This window comes from Streptomyces sp. CG 926 (assembly GCF_003148825.1).
GTDB lineage: Bacteria > Actinomycetota > Actinomycetes > Streptomycetales > Streptomycetaceae > Streptomyces.
Genome location: NZ_QGGZ01000010.1, coordinates 255,659 through 276,437 on the forward strand (window position 1 = coordinate 255,659; position 20,779 = coordinate 276,437).

Genomic DNA, 20,779 nt, shown 5'->3' on the forward strand with positions numbered 1-20,779 from the left:
CGGCAACCCGCCGCGACGGCCGTCGGCGCACGTGGAAGGCGAGCCCGCACAGCCCGAGGCCGGCCCGGGTCGCGGCCCACCAGGTCCGGAGCGGGCCGTCGCGCCGCGAGGTCGGCGATGACGGAGTCCTCGTGGCAGCTGATCGACCAGGCGCTGGTGAATCCCATGCGCTCGACGGTCGGCGGGGCCACCGACACCTCACCGCCGAGCGCCCTCCTCGGGGAGTTCGGTGGGTGGGGTGCGGGTGGCGACGGGGAGGCCCAGGCGGGTGCGGGCGGCGTGCACCGCCGCGAGCTCGTCGTCGCCCGCCGGTCCCCAATCGCTCAGTTCGCGGACCTGTTCGGGGGTGGCCAGCAGACGTGCGTACTGCGGGTCCGCGCCCGACGCCAGGTCGGTGAGGCGGGCCACGACGCGGGCGTGGACGCCCTGCTCGGCGTGCCGGTAGCCGAGCGGGAGGGCGTCCCGCGTGGAGCCGGCCGTCGGGGGCGGGAGGTGGGCGGCGCCGGTGGCCCGGGAGATCAGCAGCAGGACCCGGCCGTCGGGGGCGAACAGCCATGCCGACAGGTCCTGTACGGGCAGCCGCTCCGGGACCGGGCCCGGGTGCCAGGCACCGTGCTGCGGGATCCGGCGGGTGCGCAGGACCCCGAGCCGGTCGAGGGCGGTCGGCGCGGTGGGACGGCCGTCCTCCAGCAGGGCGGCGCCGGAGCCGTTGACGCGGGCGCGCAGGGCCGACAGGGCGCGGCGGGCGTCGCCGGGGTCCATCAGGGCGGGCAGGTCGGCCGGTTCGGCGAACTGGATCGCGGTGATTTCCTGGGCGGGGAGGCGAACGGCCTCGATCCGGTCGGGGGTCCAGGTGCCGCCGTCGTAGACGTGCAGGATCTCGCCCGGGAAGCACATCTCGGGCGGAAAGCCGGGGGTGTCGGCCGGGATCCAGTCCACGGCGAGGCCGCGCGGGTAGCGGCCGTCGACACCGAGCTCCTCGCGCAGCTCGCGGGCGGCCGCCGCGGACGGTGCCTCGCCGGCGTCCACGGCCCCGCCGGGGAGCAGCCGGTCGGCGCGGTAGTCGACGCTCTGGACGAGGATCCGGCCGCGGGTGTCGGTGACGAGGACGACGGCCGCGGTCCAGACGGCGGCCCGCGAGGCCCCGTACTCCGCCGGGGTCATCCAGGTCCCCGCCCGCTCCCGCTCGCCCTCGTCGATCGCGCCCTGGTCGGTCAGCTGCGGCATCGGACTCCGTTCACCGTGGGTGGACCCGCCGGACTGTGCAACAGCGGTCACGGCTCCCGGGTTACGGCGGCCGACCCGCCCTCGTCGACCCGCCGCTCCTTTGCCACCCCTATACCTCCTTATTACTTGGTTATGTACGTGCTGGTACCTTCCGGATGCGGACTGGCGGTGTGAAAACCGTCGGTCCGACCACTTTTCACGTGCGGACGGCACGGACGGATCCAGGAGAGACCCCTTCATGCGACGCGTCCCCTCCGCCGGAACGGGAAACGACACCGGCACCGGCATCGGGGTCGCGGCCCCGGCCGGGGGCTCCGGCCGGCTGGCCGGGGTCGACGCCGTGCGCGGCCTGGCCGTCCTCGGCATGTTCGCCGTGCACGTCGGCCCCGGCCCGGAGCCGCGAGGTGCCGGATACCTCCTCGTCGCGGCCGACGGGCGCGCCCCGGCCCTCTTCACCCTGCTCGCCGGCTTCTCCCTGGTCCTCGCCCAGCGCGGGTCGGACCCGGCCCGGCGCCCGGCGGGCTGGGCGCGCCGCTGGCGTCCTCTGCTGATCCGTTGCGCGCTGCTGGCCGTACTCGGCCTGTTGCTGGCCTCGTTGTGGCCCGGGATCCTGGTCATCCTGGCCTTCTTCGCCGTGTACTTCCTGGCTGCCGAGCCCTTCACCCGGCTGTCCACGCCGGCGCTCACCGCCGTGGCGGGCGCGTCGGTGGTGGTGGGCCCGCTGCTGTCGTTCCTGCTGGGCCCGGTGTTCGGTTACGAGGTCTCCGGGCGCGGCCTGGTCCCGGAGGCAGGCGACCTCGCCAGTTGGTCCGGACCGGGCCGCGTGCTGTTGGAACTGCTGCTCACCGGTGCGTATCCGCTGGCCACCTACTTCCCGTACGTGCTGGTCGGGATGGCCCTGGCCCGGCTGTGCGACGTGCGGGTGCGGTCGGTGGCCCGGCGGATGGCGGTGTGGGGCACCGTGACCGCCGTCGCCGGGTACGGCTCGGCCTGGCTCGCGAGCCATGTGTTCGGCGCCCGGCAGCGGCTGCTGGAGACGATCGCCGTCCACCATCCGCAGGCCCTGTCCGCGGCCGACCCCGTACGGGAGGTCCTGGGCGGACAGTACGGGGCTGTGCCCAGCACCTCCTGGGACTGGCTGCTGGTGGCCGATCCCTACAGCCAGACCCCGCTGGAGACCCTGGGCAACGCGGGCGTGGGCTGCGCCCTCGTCGGCCTGTGCGCGCTCGCCGCGCGGCACGGGACGGGCGCGCGCCTGCTGCGGCCGCTCACCCTGCTCGGGGCGATGGCGCTGAGCGCGTACGTCGTCCACGCGCTGGTGCTGGCCGGGCCCGCGCACGGGGCGGCGTCCTGGTCCGCCTGGCTGGCGTTCAGCGCCGCGGCCCTGGGCCTGACCTGGGCCTGGCAGCGGATCTGGGCCGACAGCCCACTGCGCCGCGGCCCGGTGGAACACGTGCTGCGGCTGGCGACGCGCGGGCGCGATCCGGCCTGAAGACGCGCCATCACCCGTCCGTGTGACGGGGTTCGGCCCGCGCGGCGCCGGTACGGCAGGGTGGGCGGATGCAGCTGCGCCGCGCCCTGCCCCTGACCGTTGCCGCGCTCGTGTTGACCACCGGGTGTGTGACGGTGTCTCCTGTCGCTCCGCAGGACGCGCCGCGCGCGGCGCCCGCGGCCGCCCGTACGCAGGCTCGGCAACCGGCGCCCCTCGCCCTGCCGTTGGGCCCGCTCCCGACATCGGCCGAAGCCGCGTCGCCCGCCACACCCTCCACCGAGGTCCGACCCGCACCGTCCACGGTCCCGGAAGCCGAGCCGGCACCCGTACGGGCGGCGGCCGAGCGGCCGCGTCGCCCGCGCCGCGCCGAGGCGAAGCCCCCGCGCCCCCGGCGGCCCGCCGGGCGGGTGAAGACCGCGGCGCCGGCGAAGCCCCGGCCCGCGCCGCAGCGTTCGTACGACATGTCCGCCCTGTGCAAGGCGGCCGAGGGCACCGTGCATCCGTCCATCGTGGCCCTCTGCCACTGAGGCGTCGTCATGGTCCGGCGTAGGGGGTTCGGGTCACGTCCGGGCAGCCCCGCAGATACCCTCGGAGCCGCAGATCGGGCGACACGGGGAGCCAGGAGCATGTACGAGGCGGGGCCGTCGGCGGTGGATGCCGTGCGGGCGCTGAAGGAGCTGGCGCGGGAGCGGCCGGACGAGCTGGAGCTGTTCGAGGGTTTCACCGACGCGGAGTTGGACGGCTGGGCCGTCGCGGTGCCCGAGGAGGTGCGGGGCGTACTGCGGGAGATCGGCGGCCTGGAGACGGAGGACCACGAGTACCGCTTCGGGCCGCGCGGCCGTGAGGTGTTCACGGACGGCTGCTGGACGCTGGGCGAGACGGACTTCGGTGAGGGCTCGCTGATCGTGGGGGTCGGGGCCACCGGCTGGGGGCCGGTCGTGGCCGTCAACCCGTGGGGGGCCGAGCCGGATGTCACCGTCGAGGCCCGGGACTTCACCGCATGGCTGGCCGGGTTCGCCGAACGGCTGGCGGACGGGGTGGTGGACCGGCCGAGGGGCACGTTCTGCGTACCGGCCACCTCCACCGTCGCACTCGCCGAGGGAGGTGAGGGCGGCGAAGGAGGCGATGGGGCCGATCACGAACTCGCCGCCCTCGTCGGCCGCGGCGACCCGCTCACCGATCTCGTCGACCTGCACGGCCTGCCGGGCTACCCGTGCGCCGTGGACTGGGAACCGTACTTCTCCACCCTCCACAACACCGCCGACACCGGGAGCAGCGAGGTCCAGTTCGAGATCGTCGGCGAGGGTCGGGCCCTCCTGCTGCGCAGCGTGGTCAGCGGGGACTTCCTCGGTCGGGCCGTGCGCCGGCACCGCGTGCCGGCCGATGCCGCCCGGCGTGCGGTGGCCGAGCTGCGGGAACTGGCCGACAGCTGCCCCGGCTTCGTCGTGCTCGACGCGGGCTGCGCCGACTCCGTCGTCGACGGCTGGTCGGTCCCGGTCCCCGAGGAGGTCCGGACCGTGCTCCGGGAGATCGGCGGGGTGGCGATCGCGGGGCTTCCGGCGCTGCGCCTGCTGCCCGGGGCTCCTGAGCACGCGGTGGACCCCGAGCTGCATCGCATGCTGGGCGGCGACGGTTCGTACTGGCCGCTCGCCCGGATCGCCCACCGGCACGGCCACGCGCTCGCGCAGATCCGTATCGACGCGGCGACCGGCCGGTGGGGGTACGTCGTCTCCGTGCCCGGCGACGGCGAGAGCCTGCGCCGGTACCCGCAGTTGACCCTGCTGGCCGAGTCTTTGCCGGACCTGCTGCTGACCCTCGCGCGGCTGGCCCGGCGGGCCGCCGCGGGCCCGGACTTCGCCGCGCGGATGGCCCGGGACACCCGATGGCTGTTCCCCGACACCGGGGAGCCGTGGCCACGGCCCGCCCCGGTCGGCGAGTGGGCCGGTTCGGCGGACCCGCTGCTGGCGGCGGCCACCGAGCTGCCGGCCGGGACGCACGCGGCCGACCTGCGGGCCGTGCCGATCCCGAGCGACCTGTGCTTCTACCGGGCGGCCGGCTGGCCGTACGCGGCCCGGCTGGAGCGACTGCACTTCGCGGCCGCCGGGCGGCTGGCCGCCGCGGTACCGATGCCGGCTCACGCGCCCGTCGTCGGCTGAGGACCGCGCCTCGGGACCGGTGCGTCCGAGCGGCCGGGACCGGTTCATCCGAGCGGCCCCGGCCCGGCTGCCCGGGGGTGAGGGGCGGGTTCGGTTGGATGGGCCGGACGGGGCCCGACCGGAACCCGTACAGCCCTCCACCTCCAGGGAGTCGCCATGATGAAGATCGCCCTCTTCGGCGCGACCGGCACCATCGGGAACCGGGTGCTGCGCGAAGCGCTCCGGCGCGGCCACGAGGTCACGGCCGTCGTCCGGGATCCGGCGCGGCTGCCGGACGCGGGGAGCGGGACCGGGGCCGGGGCGCTCGTGGTGGTGCGTGGCGACGTCCTCGATCCGGGGTCGGTGGCCTCGGTGGTCGCCGGGCACGATGTGGTGGTCAGCGCCTTCGGACCCGGCCGCGGTGACCCGGCCGCCCTCGTGACCGCCGCGAAGGCGCTGATCGGCGGGGTGCGGTCGCTCGGTGGCGAGGCGCCCGCGCCGCGGGTGGTGGTGGTCGGCGGGGCGGGGTCGCTCCGTACCCCGGGAGGTCCGGCGGTCTGGGACGAAGCCGGTGTTCCGGCGCCCGTCCTGGCCCTGATGCACGCCCACGGGGACGCCTTGGACTTCCTGCGGACCGTGCCCGTGGAGCAGGTGCGCTGGACCTGTCTGAGCCCGGCCGCGCAGATCGAGCCGGGCGAGCGGACGGGCACGTACCGGCTGGGGCTCGACGACCTGGTGGTCGACGAGGAGGGCCGGAGCCGGATCTCCACGGAGGATTTCGCCGTCGCCCTGGTCGACGAGATCGAGCGCGACGCGCACGCGGGCCGGCGATTCACCGTCGCCCACTGAGTGGCCACAACGGCGTGCGGGAGACGTGGAGGGAAGGCTTATTGGGTGGAGTGGGCCGGTCGGGTTACCTACAGTGACCGGGCACCCGATGTCGAGCAGGAGCGGATCATGCGCATCCACTATCCCCGTACGCCGCACCTGCCCTGGTCCCCCGGGGCGACGTCGGACGACGTCCGGGCCGTCGGGCCGGGCGCGCTGGCCGGGTGCGAGGTCGTGGTCACGGAGAAGCTCGACGGGGAGAACACCACCCTGTACGCGGACGGCCTGCACGCACGCTCGCTCGACTCGGCGCACCACCCCTCGCGGGCCTGGGTCAAGGGCCTCCAGGGTCGGATCGGCCCCGGGATCCCGGCCGGGTGGCGGGTGTGCGGGGAGAACCTGTACGCCCGGCACTCGATCCCGTACGAGGATCTGGACAGCTGGTTCTACGGGTTCTCGGTGTGGGACGGGGAGCACTGCCTCGACTGGGACCGGACCGTGCGGTTCCTCGGCGGCCTGGGCGTGCCCACCCCGCGCGTGCTGTGGCGGGGCACCTTCGACGAGCGCGCGCTGCGCCGGCTGAAGCTCGACACGGCACGCCAGGAGGGCTACGTCGTACGGACGGTGGCCGGTTTCACACGCGAGGACTTCGGGCGGTGCATGGCCAAGTGGGTGCGGGTCGGCCATGTGCAGACCAGTACGCACTGGATGTTCGCGCAGGTCGTGCCGAACGGGCTCGGTCCGGCGTCCCCGTTGTGGGCCGTGCGCTCGGGGGCCGAGGCCGATGTGCCGGGTCTGTCCGCCGCCCTAGGGCTGAGCGGCACCGACGACCCCGACCCCAGCGGCGCCACCGGTCCCACCGGTGCCACCAACACCGCCGACGCGGAGGAGGTCGCCGAGGCCGTGGCGCGGATCGACGGGGCGGGGCGGACCGGGGCGGACCGGCTGGCCGGTGTCCTCGCCGCCGTGCTCCACCGCGAGCCGCGGGCCCGGATCGCGGCGCGGCTCGCGGCCGGCCCGGTCGGGATGGGGCTCGCGCGGCGGGTCGGCGACCTGGTGGGGCTGTACCCGTATCTGCAGCGACCGTTCCCGGACGAGGACCGGCGGGCCGGCCTGGTCAAGATGGCCGCGGCGGCCGATCTCGGCGTGCTGCACGCGCTCGCCGGGGCGCTGGCGGACGGGCCGGCCGCGCGGGAGTGCGTGGAGTGGTCGGCGCTGTGCGCCGAGGAGGCGGGGCTGCTCGGCCCGGATCCGCTGGAGGCGCTGCGTGGCGGCCTCGGCGAGGCGCTCGCCGGGCTGGACTCCGGGGCCGCGGACCGCTGCTGGGCGGAGGCACGGCGGGCGTTCGGGCAGGGCAGGATCTCGGGATCCGCGGTGGAGGAGGCCGTGGCGGCGACCTGGCAGTGGCGCGAGGGAACGTTTCCCCGGCTGGTTCAGCTGTGCGGGCCCTCGGGCAGCGGGAAGAGCACCTTCGGCCGCGAACTGCCCGGCGTGGACACGTACATCGGTCTCGACGATCTGCGCTCGGCCAGGGGTTCCCGCACGGACCAGGGGGCCAACGCCGAGGTGTTGCGGGAAGGGCTGGACCGGCTCGACACGGCGCTCGCCCGTGGCGGCACGGCGGTGTGGGACGCCACCTCGCTCACCGACCAGCAGCGCGGCCTGGCCGGCTCGGTCGCCCGGCGCCGTGACGCGCTGGTCACCCACGCCGTGGTGCTGGTGGAGGAGGTGGAGCTGGTGCGGCGTAACGGCGTGCGCCCGCATCCGGTGCCGCCGCAGGTACTGGCCTCGCAGCTGCGCCGGTTCAGCCCGCCCTACGCCGGTCAGGCCCACCGTACGTGGTACATCGGCGCGGCCGGGGTCGTCGAGGACACGGCCGGCGGCCTCGCGACCGGGCGCGCCGGCACCGGACGGCCGCGAGGACAGGTACACGAACAGGGGCAGCGACAGGGACGGGAACAGGGCCGGGGGGCGTACTGATGCGTACCAGCGAGGAGCTCTACCACCAGGTCCGTTGGGACTCCCGGTTCGATCCGGCGCGGTTCGTGCTCGGACTGCTCCAGCGCGGGGCCGCGCCGAAACGGGTCCCGCTGCCCTCCTTCGTGCCCGGCGGCGACATTCCCTGGCACCGGGTGCTGTTCGTCGAGGCGGACGGTGAGCTGGTGTGGGACCGGGCCACGGGCGTCGACCGGATCGACGTCACCGCGGCGGGCCGGGTCCGCGATCCGCGACTGCTGCGGGCCCCGTTCTTCACCGCGCGGACCCCGCACGCGTGGGACCCGGCGGGCGGTGGCGCCTGGCGGCCCGCCGAGCCGGCTCCCGGGGCCCGGGACGGGGCGGTCACCGGACCCTCCTCGGTGCGGCTGCTGACCTGGAACACGCTCTGGGACCGGTACGACGCCGCGCACATCGCCACCGCCCGGCGCCGGCCGCTGTTGTCGGCCGACCTCGCGGCCGCCGATGCCGATGTCATCGCGCTGCAGGAGGTCGAACCCGAGCTGCTCAGGATGCTGTTGGCCGCGCCATGGGTGCGGGCCGCGTACACCGTCGGTACGGATCCGGGCGGCCGGGACGTCGCCGAGTGCGGACTGTTGGTGCTCAGCCGGCTGCCGGTGCGGGAGGCGGGGATGCACCTGCTGCGCCCGCACAAGGCCGTCACCGCCGTCAGGGTGGACACCGCGGCCGGCCCCCTGGTCGTCGCGAACACCCACCTGACCAGCGACCACACCGAGAACGGGAACGTGCGACGGGAGGCCGAACTCGCCCGGCTCGCCGAGGGGCTCGGCGGCATCGAGGCCGGCGTGGCACTGCTGGGCGACTTCAACGACGGCCGGCACGGCGCCGAGGGGCCCGCGGCCGCGCTCGGCATGCGGGACGCCTGGAACGACGTGCACGGGGCGGCGGACGATACGCCGACCTTCGACCCGGGGGCCAATCCGCTGGCCGCGGTGGGCTCGCTGACGGGCCGGTCGGGCCGGCTGGACCGGATCCTGCTGCGGTCCACGACGGCCCGGGTGGCGCGGGCCGCGCTGCGCGGCGACTCGCCCGCCCCGGAAGGGCTGTTCATCTCCGACCACTTCGGTGTGGAGGCGACCGTGGAGTTCGGTGAGCGGGGCGGCGCGCTCGCGCGCCTCGACGTGCCGGCGACGGCGCGGACGGCCGTGGCATGGCTGCCGCCGGCCCTGCCGGACGCGGTACGCGAGCTACGCCGCACGCTCGACCCGGGGGCCGGGCGCTGGCCCGAGCACGTCAACCTGCTCTTCGGCTTCGTGCCGGAGTCCTCCTTCACCGAGGCCCTCCCCCTGCTGGCGGAGGTGGCCGCCGCGACCGAGCCGTTCCCCGCCCGGCTGGAGGGAGTGCACAGTTTCGGGCACCGTGAGGACGCCACCGTCTGGCTGGACCCTGCGGCGGCCGATGAGGCTCCCTGGCAGGAGCTGCGGCGCGCGCTGGCGGAGCGGTTCCCGGGCTGCCGAGGGCGTACGGGCGAACTGGGCGGCTGGACCCCGCATCTGACGCTGGGGCGTAGCCAGGACCCGCAGCGGGCGGTCGCGGCCTTCACGGCGCGGCTGGGCGGCCCGGTGGCCGCGAGGGTCGGGGAGTTGGCCGTGCTCGCACGCCGGGGGGACGGGCCGATGCTGGTCCGGGCGACGGTGACGCTGGGCACGGGCGAGGTGCGTGGGGAGTCGGAGATCGTGAAGTCGCCCGCGCCCGCACCCCGGGACGGGACCGCCGAATCGCTCACCGCACGCGTCCGGGCCGCCCTCGGCGACGCGCGGGTCCATCTGGCCGGGTCGCGTCGGATGGGCTGCGCGCTGCCGGAGGCCGATCTGGACCTGGTGGCGGCGCTGCCGGGACCGGCCGATGTGGCGCGCGTACGGGACCGGGTGGCGGCGGCGCTGCCCGGGGCGGGGCCGCTGCGCGAGGTGACGGGGGCGCGGGTGCCGGGCCTGCGGTTCCGCGCCGGCGGGCTGTCGGTGGATCTGGTGACGGTGTCCACCGGTGGGCTGGATCCGGCGCACGCGGTGGCCCGGCGGGCGGAGCTGGGCGAGGCGGCCGCGCTCGCCCTGAGCGCGGTCAGCGACGCCGACGCGGTACGGGACCTGGTGGGCGCGCAGCGGCACGCCGCGTTCGCCGGGCTGGCGCGGCGGGTGAAGGCGTGGGCCCGGGCCCGGGGACTGGACTCCGCTCCGTTCGGTGGGCTGCCCGGGCTGGCCTGGGCGGTTCTCGCGGCGCGCACGGTGGCGGAGGTCGAGGAGGTCGAGGCGCTGCCGCCCGAAGCCCTGCTGCGGGAGTTCTTCGGCAGGTGGGCCGCCTGGGACTGGCGCGAGCCCGTATCCCTGTCGGCGGCGGGCCCGGGCGCGCAGGCGGGTGGTCCGGACGCGGCTGCGGGTGGGCCTGCCGCGGTCACGGTCCTCACCCCCTCGGAGCCGGTGCGCAGTTGTACGACCCAGGTCGGGCCCGGCCTGCGCGACCTGCTGGTCCAGGAGTTGTACACGGCCTGGGAGTCGCTGGAGTCCGGCCCCGTGGACGGCGAGTGGGTCCCGGGGCCGCCGCCGCTGCACCGTCGGCACGCCGCCTGGGCGGTGGTGACCGTACGGACGCCCTCCGAGGAGCAGTTCGAGGCGACCCTGGGCCGGGTGCGCGGACGGCTGCGCTCCCTCCTCGGTGCGCTGGAGGAGGCCGGTGTCACGGACGCGCACGCCTGGCCCCGTCCCTTCGCGTCGGGCCCGGCCCTGGCCCGCTACGCGATCGGCCTCGGCGCCACTCCCCCGGACGCGGCGCGCCTGGCCGCCCTGGCCGGCCCCTGGCGGAGCGGACTGCCGGGGGTCGAGGTCACCTGGGCGGCCGGCGGCGAGGTGCCGGACCTGGCGTGAGACGTCAGGTCGCGGGCCCCGGGCGACGGGCGGCGGGCGGCGACCGGCGACCGGCGACCGGCAGGTGGGTCAGATCTCGATGATGATCTTCCCTGGGGTGTGCCCGCCCTGGCTCAGCTCGAAGGCGGCCGCCAGCTCGCCCAGCGGGAAGGTCTTGGCGACGGGCACCTTCAGCTGCCCGCCGTCGGCGAGCCGGCCCAGTGCGGCCAGATCGCTGCCGACCGGGCGGACCCACATCCACTCGCCGCCGGACCCGAGCACACTGGGGTCGGCGATGGAGGCGTGTCGTCCGTCGTCGTGCAGGACCTCCCGGGTGACGCCACCGACGCCACCGACGAAGTCGGCGACGACCGTGGGGCCGTCGGGCACGAGGGCCCGTACGCGCGCGGCGAGTCCCTCTCCGTACTCGACTGGTTCGGCTCCGAGCTCCCGTACCCGGTCGTGGTTGCGCGGAGAGGCGGTGCCGATGACCCGCGCGCCCAAGGCGCGGGCGATCTGCACGCCGAAGGAGCCGACACCGCCCGCGGCGCCGTGGATGAGGACGGTGTCGTCCTTTCCGGTGCCGAGGCGGGTCAGCAGCTGGTAGGCGGTGAGCCCGGCGAGCGGGAGCCCCGCGGCCTCGGCCCAGTCGAGCGAGGTGGGCTTGTGCGCGAGGGCGCGTACGGGCACGGTGACGAACTCGGCGAAGGTCCCGCCGTGCACGTAGTCCTTGCGGGCGTACGCGATGACCTCGTCGCCCTCGGCGTATTCGGGGGTGTCGATGCCGACCCGCTCGACGGTGCCGGACACGTCCCAACCGGGCACCACCGGGTAGACGACGTCCATCAGCGGGTCCAGCCCGCCCGACATGATCTTCCAGTCCACGGGGTTGACGCCGGCACACTTGACCCGGACGAGGACCTCGCCGGGTCCGACCTTGGGCATCGGCAGCCGGGTCTCGGAGAGCACCTCCGTCCCGCCGTACGTCTCGTACGCCATCGCCCGCATGGTTTCCTGGCTGCTCCGGCCCGACTGGGACATGTTCCCGACCTCTCCGTGTGCTGGTGGAATCCGCCCCCGATCCATCCCACCATGCACGAAGCGCCCGCCCCACGAGGTGGAGCGGGCGCGGCGCGGCGCGGCGTCGTAGGGCACGTCGCGGCAGGGTCACTCGTACTCGGTGCCGCCCTTGCGGGTCAGGTACGCCGGGCTGACGGCCTTGGCGATGGCCCGGCCCCCGACGACCGGGCTGTACCGTTCCGCCGCCGGCCGGATGACGACGCCCTCGCGCAGGTGCACGGCCTTGCCGGAGACGGTCTCGCGGCCGCTCGCCAGCTCCAGCACCTTGTCGAGGTCGTACGGGCCCTCGTACAGCCGTGGCACCAGCGGAAGCTCACTGTCCGTCAGGACGGCGACCGGGTCCAGCCAGCGGGTCCGCCCGTCGATCTCGGCGGAGACGTCGAAGACGGCGTATCCGGGCGGCGCGTCGGCGGTGCGTACGTCGGTCCCGTAGGAGAGGTCCTGGACGCCCTTGCCGTACACCTCGCCGAAGATCCCGATCCGGGTCGCGCCGAGACGGTCGGCCAGGGCGGCCGCGACGGCCGGTACCTCGTGGCCGCGGACGGCCCGCCAGTAGAGGTTGCGCTCGTCCTCCTTGAGCGCCAGCCCCTTGGAGCCGAACCCTTTGGAGGAGACGTAGGACCGCTCGCCCTCGACCACGTACGTGAACAGGCAGGCGGTGCCGTGCAGTTTCTCGGTGAGGACGACGGGCTCGCCGGGCTCGAAGATGTGCGGGTAGCGCTGGAGGTTCTCGATGTCGACCCACGGCATCAGGTCGGCGGCGGCCTCGACGTCGCCGTTCATGGTCGTGGGTATGGGCGGGGCCCATTTGGTGATGCCGAGCAGCTCCGCGAAGTCCGTCTCCTCCTTGGCGGCCCGGGCCAGGTCGACATCGGCGAGGGCGCGCGGCCTGCACACCAGCCCTTGCGAGAGTTCGCCGCGGAGCCGGACCGCCTTGACCCGGTCGGCGGAGCCGCCGGCGAGCCGTCCGGTGAGGCCAAGCTCCTCGATCAGATCCGCCGGCAGCACGGCCTGTTCGGGGATGTAGATCGCGAACTCACCCGTGCGGTAGGCACCCTTGGCGATCACGGCGCGGTAGAGGCCCACCTGGGCCAGTTCCAGCGCGTCGGCGTTCGGGTGCTCATGGACGGTCAGTTCTTCGGCGGTCACGCGCAAGGTCGACATGGTGCGGCTCCAACGGTGGTCAGGGACACGGACGACGCCCGGTGGTGCGGCGCGTCGGTGACGACCACTCTGGTTCTCGCCATTTCCGCTGGTCCAGCGAATATCACGGTGTTAGCCTGCCCGCCCCCGCCCGCCCCGTGTCCAGGTCCCACGTTCGCTGTCCCGCAGGAGGCTCCCATGTCAGCTCGTCCGATCACCGTCGTCACCGGCGGCAGCAGAGGTATCGGTGCGGCGACCTGTCTGCGGCTGGCCGCGAACGGGCATGATGTGGCGCTCGGTTACACCCAGGACGCGGCGGCGGCCGAGGCCGTCGCCGAGCGCGTCCGGGCCGCCGGGGCCCGCTGTGTGACCGTGCGCGGTGACATCTCCGAGGAGTGCGCCGTCGAGCGGCTCTTCGACATCGCCGGCGCCGAACTCGGCAGGGTGACCGGGCTGGTGAACAACGCCGGGGTGACCGGCCCGCTGGGTCGGCTAACCGACGCCCGCACCGAGGACCTGCGGCGGGTGCTGGAGGTGAACCTCCTCGGCTACCTGCTGTGCTGCCGTCGGGCCGCCCGGGACATGGCCGAGGCCGACGGCGGGGCGATCGTGAACGTCTCCTCCACGGCCGCCACCCTCGGCAGCCCCGGGGAGTACGTGCACTACGCGGCGACCAAGGCGGCCACCGACGCGCTCACGGTGGGGCTCGCCAAGGAGCTCGGTCCGGACGGGATCCGGGTCAACGCCGTGGCACCGGGCATCATCGAGACCGACATGCACGCGGCGATGGGCGATCCCGACCGTCCGGCGAAGGCGGCGGCCGGAATCCCGCTCGGCCGGCCCGGCCGGCCCGCCGAGATCGCCGGGGCGATCGCCTGGCTGCTCTCCCCGGACGCCTCGTACACGACGGGCACGGTACTGCGGGTCTCCGGCGGCCGCTGACCCCGCCGGGGCCGTCCGGTCCAGGGCTCAGATCCACTGCCCCTGGCTGAACACGTACATGACGAACAACACCGCGACGGCGACGGCGGTGAGGCAGGAGCATGCGAAGGCCTTCGCGACGCCGTGCCCGTCCGGCGGGGGCGGGGGTGGAGGCACCGGTCGGGGGTTCGGGGGCAGCGGCGGGCCGGGCGGTGGAACCGGGACGGACAAGGCAACCCCCGAAGGCAATGAGCACGAATCCCCTGAATTCCACAGGAGCGAGCCGCGCGACAGGGCCCGCTCCGGCTTCATCGGTAGCCTGACAGAAGAATTGAACACGTTCAACCCTCACAGGATCGCCGGTTCCCGCGGGCGGTCAGCGCAGCGCCGCCTGGGTGGCCGGGCCGTAGACGCCCGGGGCGTCGCCCTTGATGGAGCGGTCGCGCTGCAGCTGGCCGACGCCGCGCTTGGTCTGGCTGTCGTAGACACCGGTGACGGAGACGTACGTGAACCCCTGCCCGTGGAGCAGCTCCTGCAGGGCGCGCACCTCGGGGCCGGTGTCCCCCATCCGCAGCGTTCCGGAGGAACTCTGCGAACTCGACGCCGAAGCGCTGGGCAAGGACGGCGCTTTCGGGCTCGGACTCGCGGACGCACCCGGCGCTCGGGAGGGCGTGGGAGAGGCGGAGGCGGCGGGGGGCGATGCGGACGCGGTCGGACCGGGCACGTCGGCCGCTGCGCCGGAGTCGGAGCTGCGTCCCCGCAGCATCGGTACGGACAGCTCGGCCGGAGCGCCGGCCCGGGGCGGTTGCGCGTCGGGACCGCTCAGCAGGAACACCAGGGCGGCCACCGCGGCGAGCGCCGACAGGGTGAGGACGGCGAACGGAAGCCGGCCGCGCCGCCGGTGGAGGGCAGCCGGGCGGGGGGCGGTACCGGGGGCGGGGGCGGTCCCGGGGACGGGGACGGCCGGGGGAACGGCCGGCGGGTCCTCGGCCTCCCGAACGCGTGCCGGGCCCGGGAAGGCGAGGGGGCCGGCCTGCGGCCAGGTGGGCCCGGTCGACCGGGGTGGTGCGCCGGAGGGGGCCACGTAGGGGCGTACGAGGAGGTGGTCGTCGGGGGCGATCCCGCTGTCATCAGGGTCTTGGCGCATGGTGGTCTCCCGGCGGGGACGGGGGCCGGCGCGGCGGTGCGGTGCCGGCCCCCACCCGGTCGGTCAGACTCCGCCCCGCCGGGCGGCGGGAGCCGGGGCCGCACCGACGACGGGGGCCCCGGGCAGACCGAGGGCGCCGTGCGTGCCGCGTGTCGGAGAACCGCCGATCTCGGCCGGGTCGATCGACGGGCGAACGGATAGGGACATCTGAGGTATCTCCGAGGTGCGGCTCACGCGGTGATTCTTGATCGGCGCACTCTCACCCTCGTGCGGGGCCCGGGTCAAGCCCTGTGTCCGATCCGCCCCCGTCCATCCGATCTGTCGGGCGTACGGCGGATCGCGGTGACCCACACGGTGGTGGCGGCCGCGAGCATCAGGGCGGCCCCGCCGAGCGGGGCGGCGGGCTCGGAGAGGTGGTCCACGGCGAGCCCGCCGCACAGTGCGCCGGCGGCTATGGCGAAGTTGAACATGGCCACCATCAGCGAGGACGCGGCTTCGGGCGCCTCCGGCGCCGCCTTGATCATCCAGCCCTGCACGCTCACCGAGACCCCTCCGTACGCGAGGCCCCACGCCAGCAGCAGCACGGTGCCGACGGCCGGTCCCGGCAGGGTCGCGATCAGCGTGAGGACGACGGTGAGGCAGGAGCTGACCACGAGCAGGGTCCGGTACGCGTCGCGCGGCCCGGCCAGGAAGTTCCCGGCGACGCCGGCGACTCCGTAGCCGAGCAGCAGGGTGCTGATGTGGTCGGCGTCGACTCCGGAGACCTCCTGCAGGATCGGGCGCACGAAGGTGTAGGCGGCGAACTGCCCGGTCACGACGAGGAAGGTCACGATGACCCCGGCCCGCACGGCGCGGTTCTCCCGGAGCAGGGCGGGCAGTTCGGGGAAGGTGATGTGCCGGGTCGCCGGCAGCGGGGGCAGCAGCACGAGCAGCGCGGTCAGGGTGACGAGGCCGAGGCCGCCGACCGCCGCGAAGGCGGTACGCCAGCCGCCGAGTTCGCCGAGCAGGGTTCCGGCGGGGACGCCGAGCACGGAGGCGGTGGGGACACCGCCGAAGACGAGCGCGGTGGCGCGGCCCACGTGACGCTCGGGGACCAGGCGTACGGCGAGTCCGCCGGCGATCGCCCAGAATCCGCCGACGCTGACGCCGACGAGCAGGCGGGCGGCCAGTACGACGGCGAAGTTCGGGGCCAGGGCGGCGGCGAGGTTGGCGGCGACCATCAGGGCGATGAGCACGCACAGCACGAGGCGCCGGTCGAGCCGGCCGGCGCCGACGGTGACCAGCGGCGCGCAGAATCCGGCCACCAGCCCGGGCGCGGTGACCATCAGGCCGGCGGTCCCGTCGGAGACGCCGAGGGCGGCCCCGACGGGGGTGAGCAGCCCGACGGGCAGCAGCTCGGAGGTGATCAGGCAGAAGATGCCGAGCGAGACGGCGCAGACGGCCGCCCAGCCCCGCCACGGAGCGGCACCGCTCCCCGGCGCGGGCCGGGCCACCGGCGGGAAGCCGGACTCGGGACCGGTGTCGGGACCTGAGTCGGGACCGCCCCCGGGGCTGGACCCAGGAGCGGACGCGGGGGCCGGCGCGGCAGCGGACGGGGGGCTGGACCCAGGAGCGGACGCAGGGCGCGGCCCGGCAGCGGACTCGGGGGCCGGCGCCGGAGCGACCCCGGGGCTGGACCCAGGACCGACCCCAGGGCTGGACCCAGGCGCGGGGTCGGGGCTGGGCGCAGGCGCGGACTCGGGGGGCGACGCAGGCGCGGACTCGGGGGGCGACGCAGGCGCGGGCTCGGGGGGTGGGGTGGGATGGTTGCCGGGCGCGGCGGCTGAGGTCATGGATCGGTGCTCCGTAGGGACGATCGGCGGGCAGGACACGGCACGGGGAGCCGGGGGTCGCGCCTCCCCCTTCACCCGCACTGCCGTTCCAATTTCCCACACGCCCCGGCCATTCCCACCGGGCCGGTGTCACCCGCACGCGTGAGAGGGGAACCGGTCCGGCCCGGCCGTACGGCAAGGTGGTCGGATGCAGTTACGCCGGGCCGTGCCCCTCTCCCTCGTCGTGCTCCTCGCGAGCACCGGCTGTGTCTCCGTCGGACCTCGGGACGCGGCCCCGGCTCCCGTACGGGGATCCGTACCGCCCGCCGAGGCACCCGAGGTCCCTGCTCCCCTGGCGCTGCCGCTGGGGGCGCTGCCCGAGACCGCCGCGCAGGCGCCGGACGCTGCCCGGGGCCCGGACGCGGACCGCGGGCCGGCCCCGAAGGCGACCCCGGAGCCCGAGCCCCCGCGCGAGCGGGCCCCCGCGAAGGCGGCTCCACCACCCCGGCGCAAGCGGGTGCCCGGAGCGGCGCCGACCCATCCGCGGCGGCGACCGGCCCCGCCGCCGCGGATGGACCAGCTGTGCGCGGCGGCGGACGGCACGGTACCGCCGTCCATCGTCGACCTGTGCCTGCGGCAGTACGGCCGCTGACGGGTACGACCGCCGGCCACCGGTTCTTTCGCCGATGCGAGGCTTGACCCTCCCCCTGTGTCAGACCTTGTAGTGGAGAGCGTCATGTTCACCATCGGAGACTTCGCCAAGCACGGCCGGGTGTCGGTCCGGATGCTGCGTCACTACGACGCCCTCGGACTGCTGCGCCCGGCGCGTGTCGACCCCTTCACCGGCTACCGCTTCTACGAGGCCGGGCAGCTCGCCCGCCTCAACCGGATCATCGCGCTCAAGGAACTCGGCTTCTCCCTGGACCAGGTGGGGTCGATCCTCGGCGAGCGGGTGGGCGCGGAGGAGCTGCGCGGCATGCTGCGACTGCGGCAGGCCGAGCTGGAGACCGCCATGGCCGCCGCGGCGGCCCGGCTGGTCCAGGTCGAGGCGAGGCTCCGGACCATCGAGAAAGAGGGATCCATGCCTGCCGACGACATCGTCGTGAAGAGCCTTCCGCCCGTCCGGCTCGCCGAGCTGACCGGTACGGCCGGGAGTTACGAGCCGCAGGACATCGGCCCGGTCATCGGGCCGCTCTACGACGAGCTGTGCCGCCGGATCGAGGCCGCCGGGGTCGTCCCGACCGGGCCGGGGACCGCCTACTACGAGGACGTGCCCGGCCCGGGATCCGCGTCGGCCGTCCTCGTGCACGCCGGGCTGCCGGTGGCGGCCTCGGTCCGCGCCGAGGACCTCGGGGGCGAGGTCCGGATCGTCACGCTGCCGGCGGTCGAGCGGGCCGCGACCGTGGTGCACCGCGGCTCCATGGACGGGGTCCTGCCGACGTCGCAGGCCCTGGCACGCTGGATCGACGCGCACGGGCATCGCTCGGCCGGTTACGCCCGCGAGCTGACCCTGGCCTGCCCGGACGACCCGGATCAGTGGGTCACCGAGCTCCAGGAGCCGCTGGCCACCACCGTCTGACCCCGACCGCTCAGGGGCGGCGACCGCAGGCGCGGGCGCACCGCCGGGCCGTGTCGCGCCGCACCGTGCGCAGCCGGCGCACGGTGGTGTGGCCGCGCCGCTTCCACTCGCCCCGGGGCAGCGCGGCCCGCTGGCCGCCGCCCGCGATCAGGGCGTTGACCGGGGTCATCGGGTCGGTGGCCATCGCCTTGGCGAACAGGACGCCGACCACGAGCGGGACCAGGGCCACGGCCAGGGCCGAGCCGGCGGTGGTCACGTGCTGCATGCGCGGGCGCTCGGTCGTCGCGCCGCTCGGGGCCTTGGAAGTCATGTCCCCATTCCAGCGGCTGAGCGGCGCCGGGGAATCGGGGTGGATACTCAGGCCGTTGGGCGCGAAGTACTCAGACGGGCGGGACGGGGGTGGGTGATGGTGGTACCCGGGCAGGGTTTCGAGCCCGCGACCGGTGACGGCCCGGCGGCTCCGGTCGGCGGGCGTCAGGCGGAGCTGCGCACCGCGTACGAGGGGCTGCTGCAGATCCGCCGGCTGGTGAACGGCCCGGCGGGCGCGGCCGTTCCCGCGCCGTGGGAGGTACGGCAGCTGCCGCGCGCGGTGGCCCTCGCCCTGGAGGCGGCGGGGATCGCTCCGTCGGCGGTGGACGGGGAGGGGCGCCGTACGCGGACGGGCTACCGGGTGGCGGCCGGAGCGGAGCCGGGGCGGGCGCAGGTGACCTGGCTGGGCCCGCCGGGCGGCGGCGCCGCGGACGCGGAGCAGGAGCGACTGACGGCCTGCGCCGCCGTGCTGGAAGGGCTGGGCTGGGTGTGCCTGCTGTACCGGGGCCCGCGGCGGCGCCGTTTCCTGGAGGTGGAGCCCCCGGGCGGGCCGGGGCCTTCCGGCGGGGCCGGATGACCCGGCGGGCGCGGCCGGTGACGGTGGACCCGCCGCGCTCCGGCACCCGGATCGAGCGCGTACGGGTCGGCCCCGGCCCGGGTCAGGCGTAGCGTCCGGCCAGTGCGGTCACCGTCTCGGCGAGGGCGCGGCGCAGTTCGGGCGGGCCGAGCACCTCCGCCTCGGTGCCCAGCCGCAGCAGGTCGCCGACGGCGACGGCCTCGGACTCCACGGCGATGCGCAGCCGGACCCAGCCGTCCGCGTCGGCCGGATCGGCTTCGGCGAGCGCCCGGGTGCCCGCCGCCCCGAACTGCATCGGCAGCAGCAGCTGCCCGCGCGGGGACAGGCGTAGCTCGGCGGTCTGTTGGCGGAGTACGGCGTCCAGGCGGCCGGTGGACTCCTGCCAGTACGCGGCCAGTGCGAATCCGGCGGGCCGTTCGAAGCGCTCCGGCGCGGTGTCCACGGTCAGGAAGCGGGAGACCCGGTAGGTCCGTACGGCGCTGTCGACTTCGGCGACGAGGTACCAGATGCCGCCCTTGAGTACGAGGCCGAGCGGACGCAGGTCGCGCCGTACCTCGCCGCGCCAACGGCGGTAGTGGGTGCGTAGGACGTGCTGGTCCCAGACGGCCTGGGCGATCTGCGCGAGGTGCGGGACGGGGTCGGCCTCCCGGAACCAGGCGGGTGCGTCGAGGTGGAAGCGGTCCTGGATCCGGCGGGCGCGTTCGGCGAGGGCGGCCGGCAGCGCCGCCTGGAGTTTGAGCTGGGCGGCGGTCAGGTCGGCGCCGAGGCCGAGCTCCTGTGCGGGTCCGGGGGCGCCGGCCAGGAAGAGGGAGCCGGCCTGGGTGTCGGTGAGGCCGGTGAGGCGGGTGCGGTAGCCGTCGGCCAGCCGGTAGCCCCCGGCCGGGCCGCGTTCGGCGAGGACGGGGACGCCCGAGGCGCCGAGGGCGTCGATGTCGCGGTGGATGGTGCGCACCGACACCTCCAGCTCGGCGGCGAGTTCGGGGGCGGTCATCCGGCCACGGTTCTGCAGCAGCAGGAGGAGGGAGAGGAGCCGGTCGGCGCGCATGGCGTCATTGTCCCCCGTACCTGACAGAAGGTGTCAGGTACGGCTGCCAGCCTGGGTGCACGCCGGGCGGAGGGACCGTCCGGCAGGTCGAGAGGACCCTCATGCCCACGCCCGTAGAGACCGGTGGCCGCTTCACCTTCGCCGACTGGCAGGAGAGCCCCGTCGGCGCCGCGGACGCCGTCCCGCGGCTCGCCCACGCCCATGTCACCAACGCCTTCACCGGCGGGATCGCGGCCGCCGGGACGGCCTGCGACTACACGATCGCCTACACCGGGGAGAACCTCGGTTCCTACAGCGGGATGGAGCTGGTCTCCGGCAGTCTCGACGGCCGCGAGGGCAGCTTCGTGCTGGAGGAGCGCGGCACCTTCGACGCCGGCGGCACGGTCTGCCGTTTCGAGGTGGTCCCCGGCTCCGGCACCGGGGGTCTCGTGGGACTGACGGGCTCGGGAGGCTTCACCTACCGCCACGGCGACACCTCCGTCGCGTACGCCTTCAGCTACGACCTGGGCGAGCGCCCGTCCCGTTGAGGGGCGAGGACGATCCGTCGACCGGGCGGCCGTTCCGGCGGGTCGCGGGTCCCGCCGGAGGGCAGTAGCGGAACCTGAGCTACCGAAGAAATTGTTGAATACGGT

Annotated in this window: 19 protein-coding genes; 11 read left to right on the forward strand and 8 right to left on the reverse strand. The window is 75.3% G+C overall.

What is annotated here, in order from left to right; all coding sequences use genetic code 11:
* Nucleotides 1-198 precede the first annotated feature (198 nt).
* Nucleotides 199-1,227 (reverse strand): NUDIX domain-containing protein, encoded by a 1,029-nt coding sequence (locus tag BCL76_RS26410; RefSeq protein ID WP_109781875.1) that lies wholly within the window; start codon nt 1,225-1,227, stop codon nt 199-201.
* 238 nt (nt 1,228-1,465) lie between these two features.
* On the opposite strand from BCL76_RS26410, the gene BCL76_RS26415 reads away from it, so the two are divergent.
* From BCL76_RS26415 to BCL76_RS26440, 6 genes are all read left to right on the forward strand, one after another.
* On the forward strand, nt 1,466-2,719 hold the full coding sequence (locus tag BCL76_RS26415; protein WP_109781876.1) for a DUF418 domain-containing protein: 1,254 nt from the start codon (nt 1,466-1,468) through the stop codon (nt 2,717-2,719).
* Nucleotides 2,720-2,787: 68 nt separating this feature from the next.
* Nucleotides 2,788-3,246, forward strand: coding sequence for a hypothetical protein (locus tag BCL76_RS39150; protein ID WP_181382737.1), 459 nt, complete (start codon nt 2,788-2,790; stop codon nt 3,244-3,246).
* Nucleotides 3,247-3,345: 99 nt separating this feature from the next.
* On the forward strand, nt 3,346-4,875 hold the full coding sequence (locus BCL76_RS26425) for a hypothetical protein (protein ID WP_109781877.1): 1,530 nt from the start codon (nt 3,346-3,348) through the stop codon (nt 4,873-4,875).
* Between the two features lie 156 nt (nt 4,876-5,031).
* Complete coding sequence (locus tag BCL76_RS26430) at nt 5,032-5,703, forward strand: NAD(P)-dependent oxidoreductase (RefSeq protein ID WP_109781878.1); 672 nt, start codon at nt 5,032-5,034, stop codon at nt 5,701-5,703.
* A 108-nt stretch (nt 5,704-5,811) separates the two neighbouring features.
* Entirely contained in the window at nt 5,812-7,662 is a 1,851-nt protein-coding gene (locus BCL76_RS26435; RefSeq protein WP_109781879.1) for an RNA ligase family protein, read from the forward strand.
* A complete protein-coding gene (locus BCL76_RS26440) occupies nt 7,662-10,556 on the forward strand; it encodes a poly(A) polymerase (protein WP_109781880.1) in 2,895 nt (964 codons plus the stop codon). Before BCL76_RS26435 ends, BCL76_RS26440 begins: the two co-directional genes overlap by 1 nt.
* A 69-nt stretch (nt 10,557-10,625) precedes the next feature.
* Here BCL76_RS26440 and BCL76_RS26445 read toward each other — a convergent pair whose 3' ends face one another.
* Both BCL76_RS26445 and BCL76_RS26450 read right to left on the reverse strand, forming a co-directional pair.
* Nucleotides 10,626-11,543 (reverse strand): NADP-dependent oxidoreductase, encoded by a 918-nt coding sequence (locus tag BCL76_RS26445; RefSeq protein ID WP_109781881.1) that lies wholly within the window; start codon nt 11,541-11,543, stop codon nt 10,626-10,628.
* Between the two features lie 159 nt (nt 11,544-11,702).
* Nucleotides 11,703-12,779: an RNA ligase (ATP) gene (locus tag BCL76_RS26450; protein WP_109781882.1), complete on the reverse strand. Its 1,077-nt coding sequence runs from the start codon at nt 12,777-12,779 to the stop codon at nt 11,703-11,705.
* A 177-nt stretch (nt 12,780-12,956) separates the two neighbouring features.
* Here BCL76_RS26450 and BCL76_RS26455 point away from each other — a divergent pair, with 177 nt between their 5' ends.
* The gene (locus BCL76_RS26455; RefSeq protein ID WP_109781883.1) at nt 12,957-13,700 is read left to right on the forward strand and encodes an SDR family NAD(P)-dependent oxidoreductase; all 744 of its coding nucleotides are present in this window, start codon (nt 12,957-12,959) and stop codon (nt 13,698-13,700) included.
* Between the two features lie 27 nt (nt 13,701-13,727).
* Here the strand turns inward: BCL76_RS26455 and BCL76_RS39975 are convergent, their stop codons facing one another.
* From BCL76_RS39975 to BCL76_RS26465, 3 genes are all read right to left on the reverse strand, one after another.
* Complete coding sequence (locus BCL76_RS39975) at nt 13,728-13,856, reverse strand: hypothetical protein (protein ID WP_258309914.1); 129 nt, start codon at nt 13,854-13,856, stop codon at nt 13,728-13,730.
* Between the two features lie 199 nt (nt 13,857-14,055).
* Nucleotides 14,056-14,826: a peptidoglycan-binding domain-containing protein gene (locus BCL76_RS40400; protein WP_109781884.1), complete on the reverse strand. Its 771-nt coding sequence runs from the start codon at nt 14,824-14,826 to the stop codon at nt 14,056-14,058.
* Nucleotides 14,827-15,107: 281 nt separating this feature from the next.
* Nucleotides 15,108-16,319 (reverse strand): MFS transporter, encoded by a 1,212-nt coding sequence (locus BCL76_RS26465; protein ID WP_109781885.1) that lies wholly within the window; start codon nt 16,317-16,319, stop codon nt 15,108-15,110.
* Nucleotides 16,320-16,845: 526 nt separating this feature from the next.
* On the opposite strand from BCL76_RS26465, the gene BCL76_RS26470 reads away from it, so the two are divergent.
* The gene (locus BCL76_RS26470) at nt 16,846-17,289 is read left to right on the forward strand and encodes a hypothetical protein (RefSeq protein WP_109781886.1); all 444 of its coding nucleotides are present in this window, start codon (nt 16,846-16,848) and stop codon (nt 17,287-17,289) included.
* A gap of 84 nt (nt 17,290-17,373) precedes the next feature.
* The gene (locus BCL76_RS26475) at nt 17,374-18,216 is read left to right on the forward strand and encodes a MerR family transcriptional regulator (protein ID WP_109781887.1); all 843 of its coding nucleotides are present in this window, start codon (nt 17,374-17,376) and stop codon (nt 18,214-18,216) included.
* 10 nt (nt 18,217-18,226) lie between these two features.
* Here BCL76_RS26475 and BCL76_RS26480 read toward each other — a convergent pair whose 3' ends face one another.
* Nucleotides 18,227-18,526 (reverse strand): hypothetical protein, encoded by a 300-nt coding sequence (locus BCL76_RS26480; RefSeq protein WP_109781888.1) that lies wholly within the window; start codon nt 18,524-18,526, stop codon nt 18,227-18,229.
* Nucleotides 18,527-18,622: 96 nt separating this feature from the next.
* Between BCL76_RS26480 and BCL76_RS26485 the strand changes: the two genes are divergently transcribed.
* Nucleotides 18,623-19,102, forward strand: a complete 480-nt coding sequence (locus BCL76_RS26485; protein ID WP_109781889.1) for a hypothetical protein — start codon at nt 18,623-18,625, stop codon at nt 19,100-19,102.
* Between the two features lie 82 nt (nt 19,103-19,184).
* Here BCL76_RS26485 and BCL76_RS26490 read toward each other — a convergent pair whose 3' ends face one another.
* A complete protein-coding gene (locus tag BCL76_RS26490) occupies nt 19,185-20,147 on the reverse strand; it encodes a helix-turn-helix transcriptional regulator (protein ID WP_109781890.1) in 963 nt (320 codons plus the stop codon).
* Between the two features lie 101 nt (nt 20,148-20,248).
* On the opposite strand from BCL76_RS26490, the gene BCL76_RS26495 reads away from it, so the two are divergent.
* The gene (locus BCL76_RS26495) at nt 20,249-20,674 is read left to right on the forward strand and encodes a DUF3224 domain-containing protein (protein WP_109781891.1); all 426 of its coding nucleotides are present in this window, start codon (nt 20,249-20,251) and stop codon (nt 20,672-20,674) included.
* Nucleotides 20,675-20,779 lie beyond the last annotated feature (105 nt).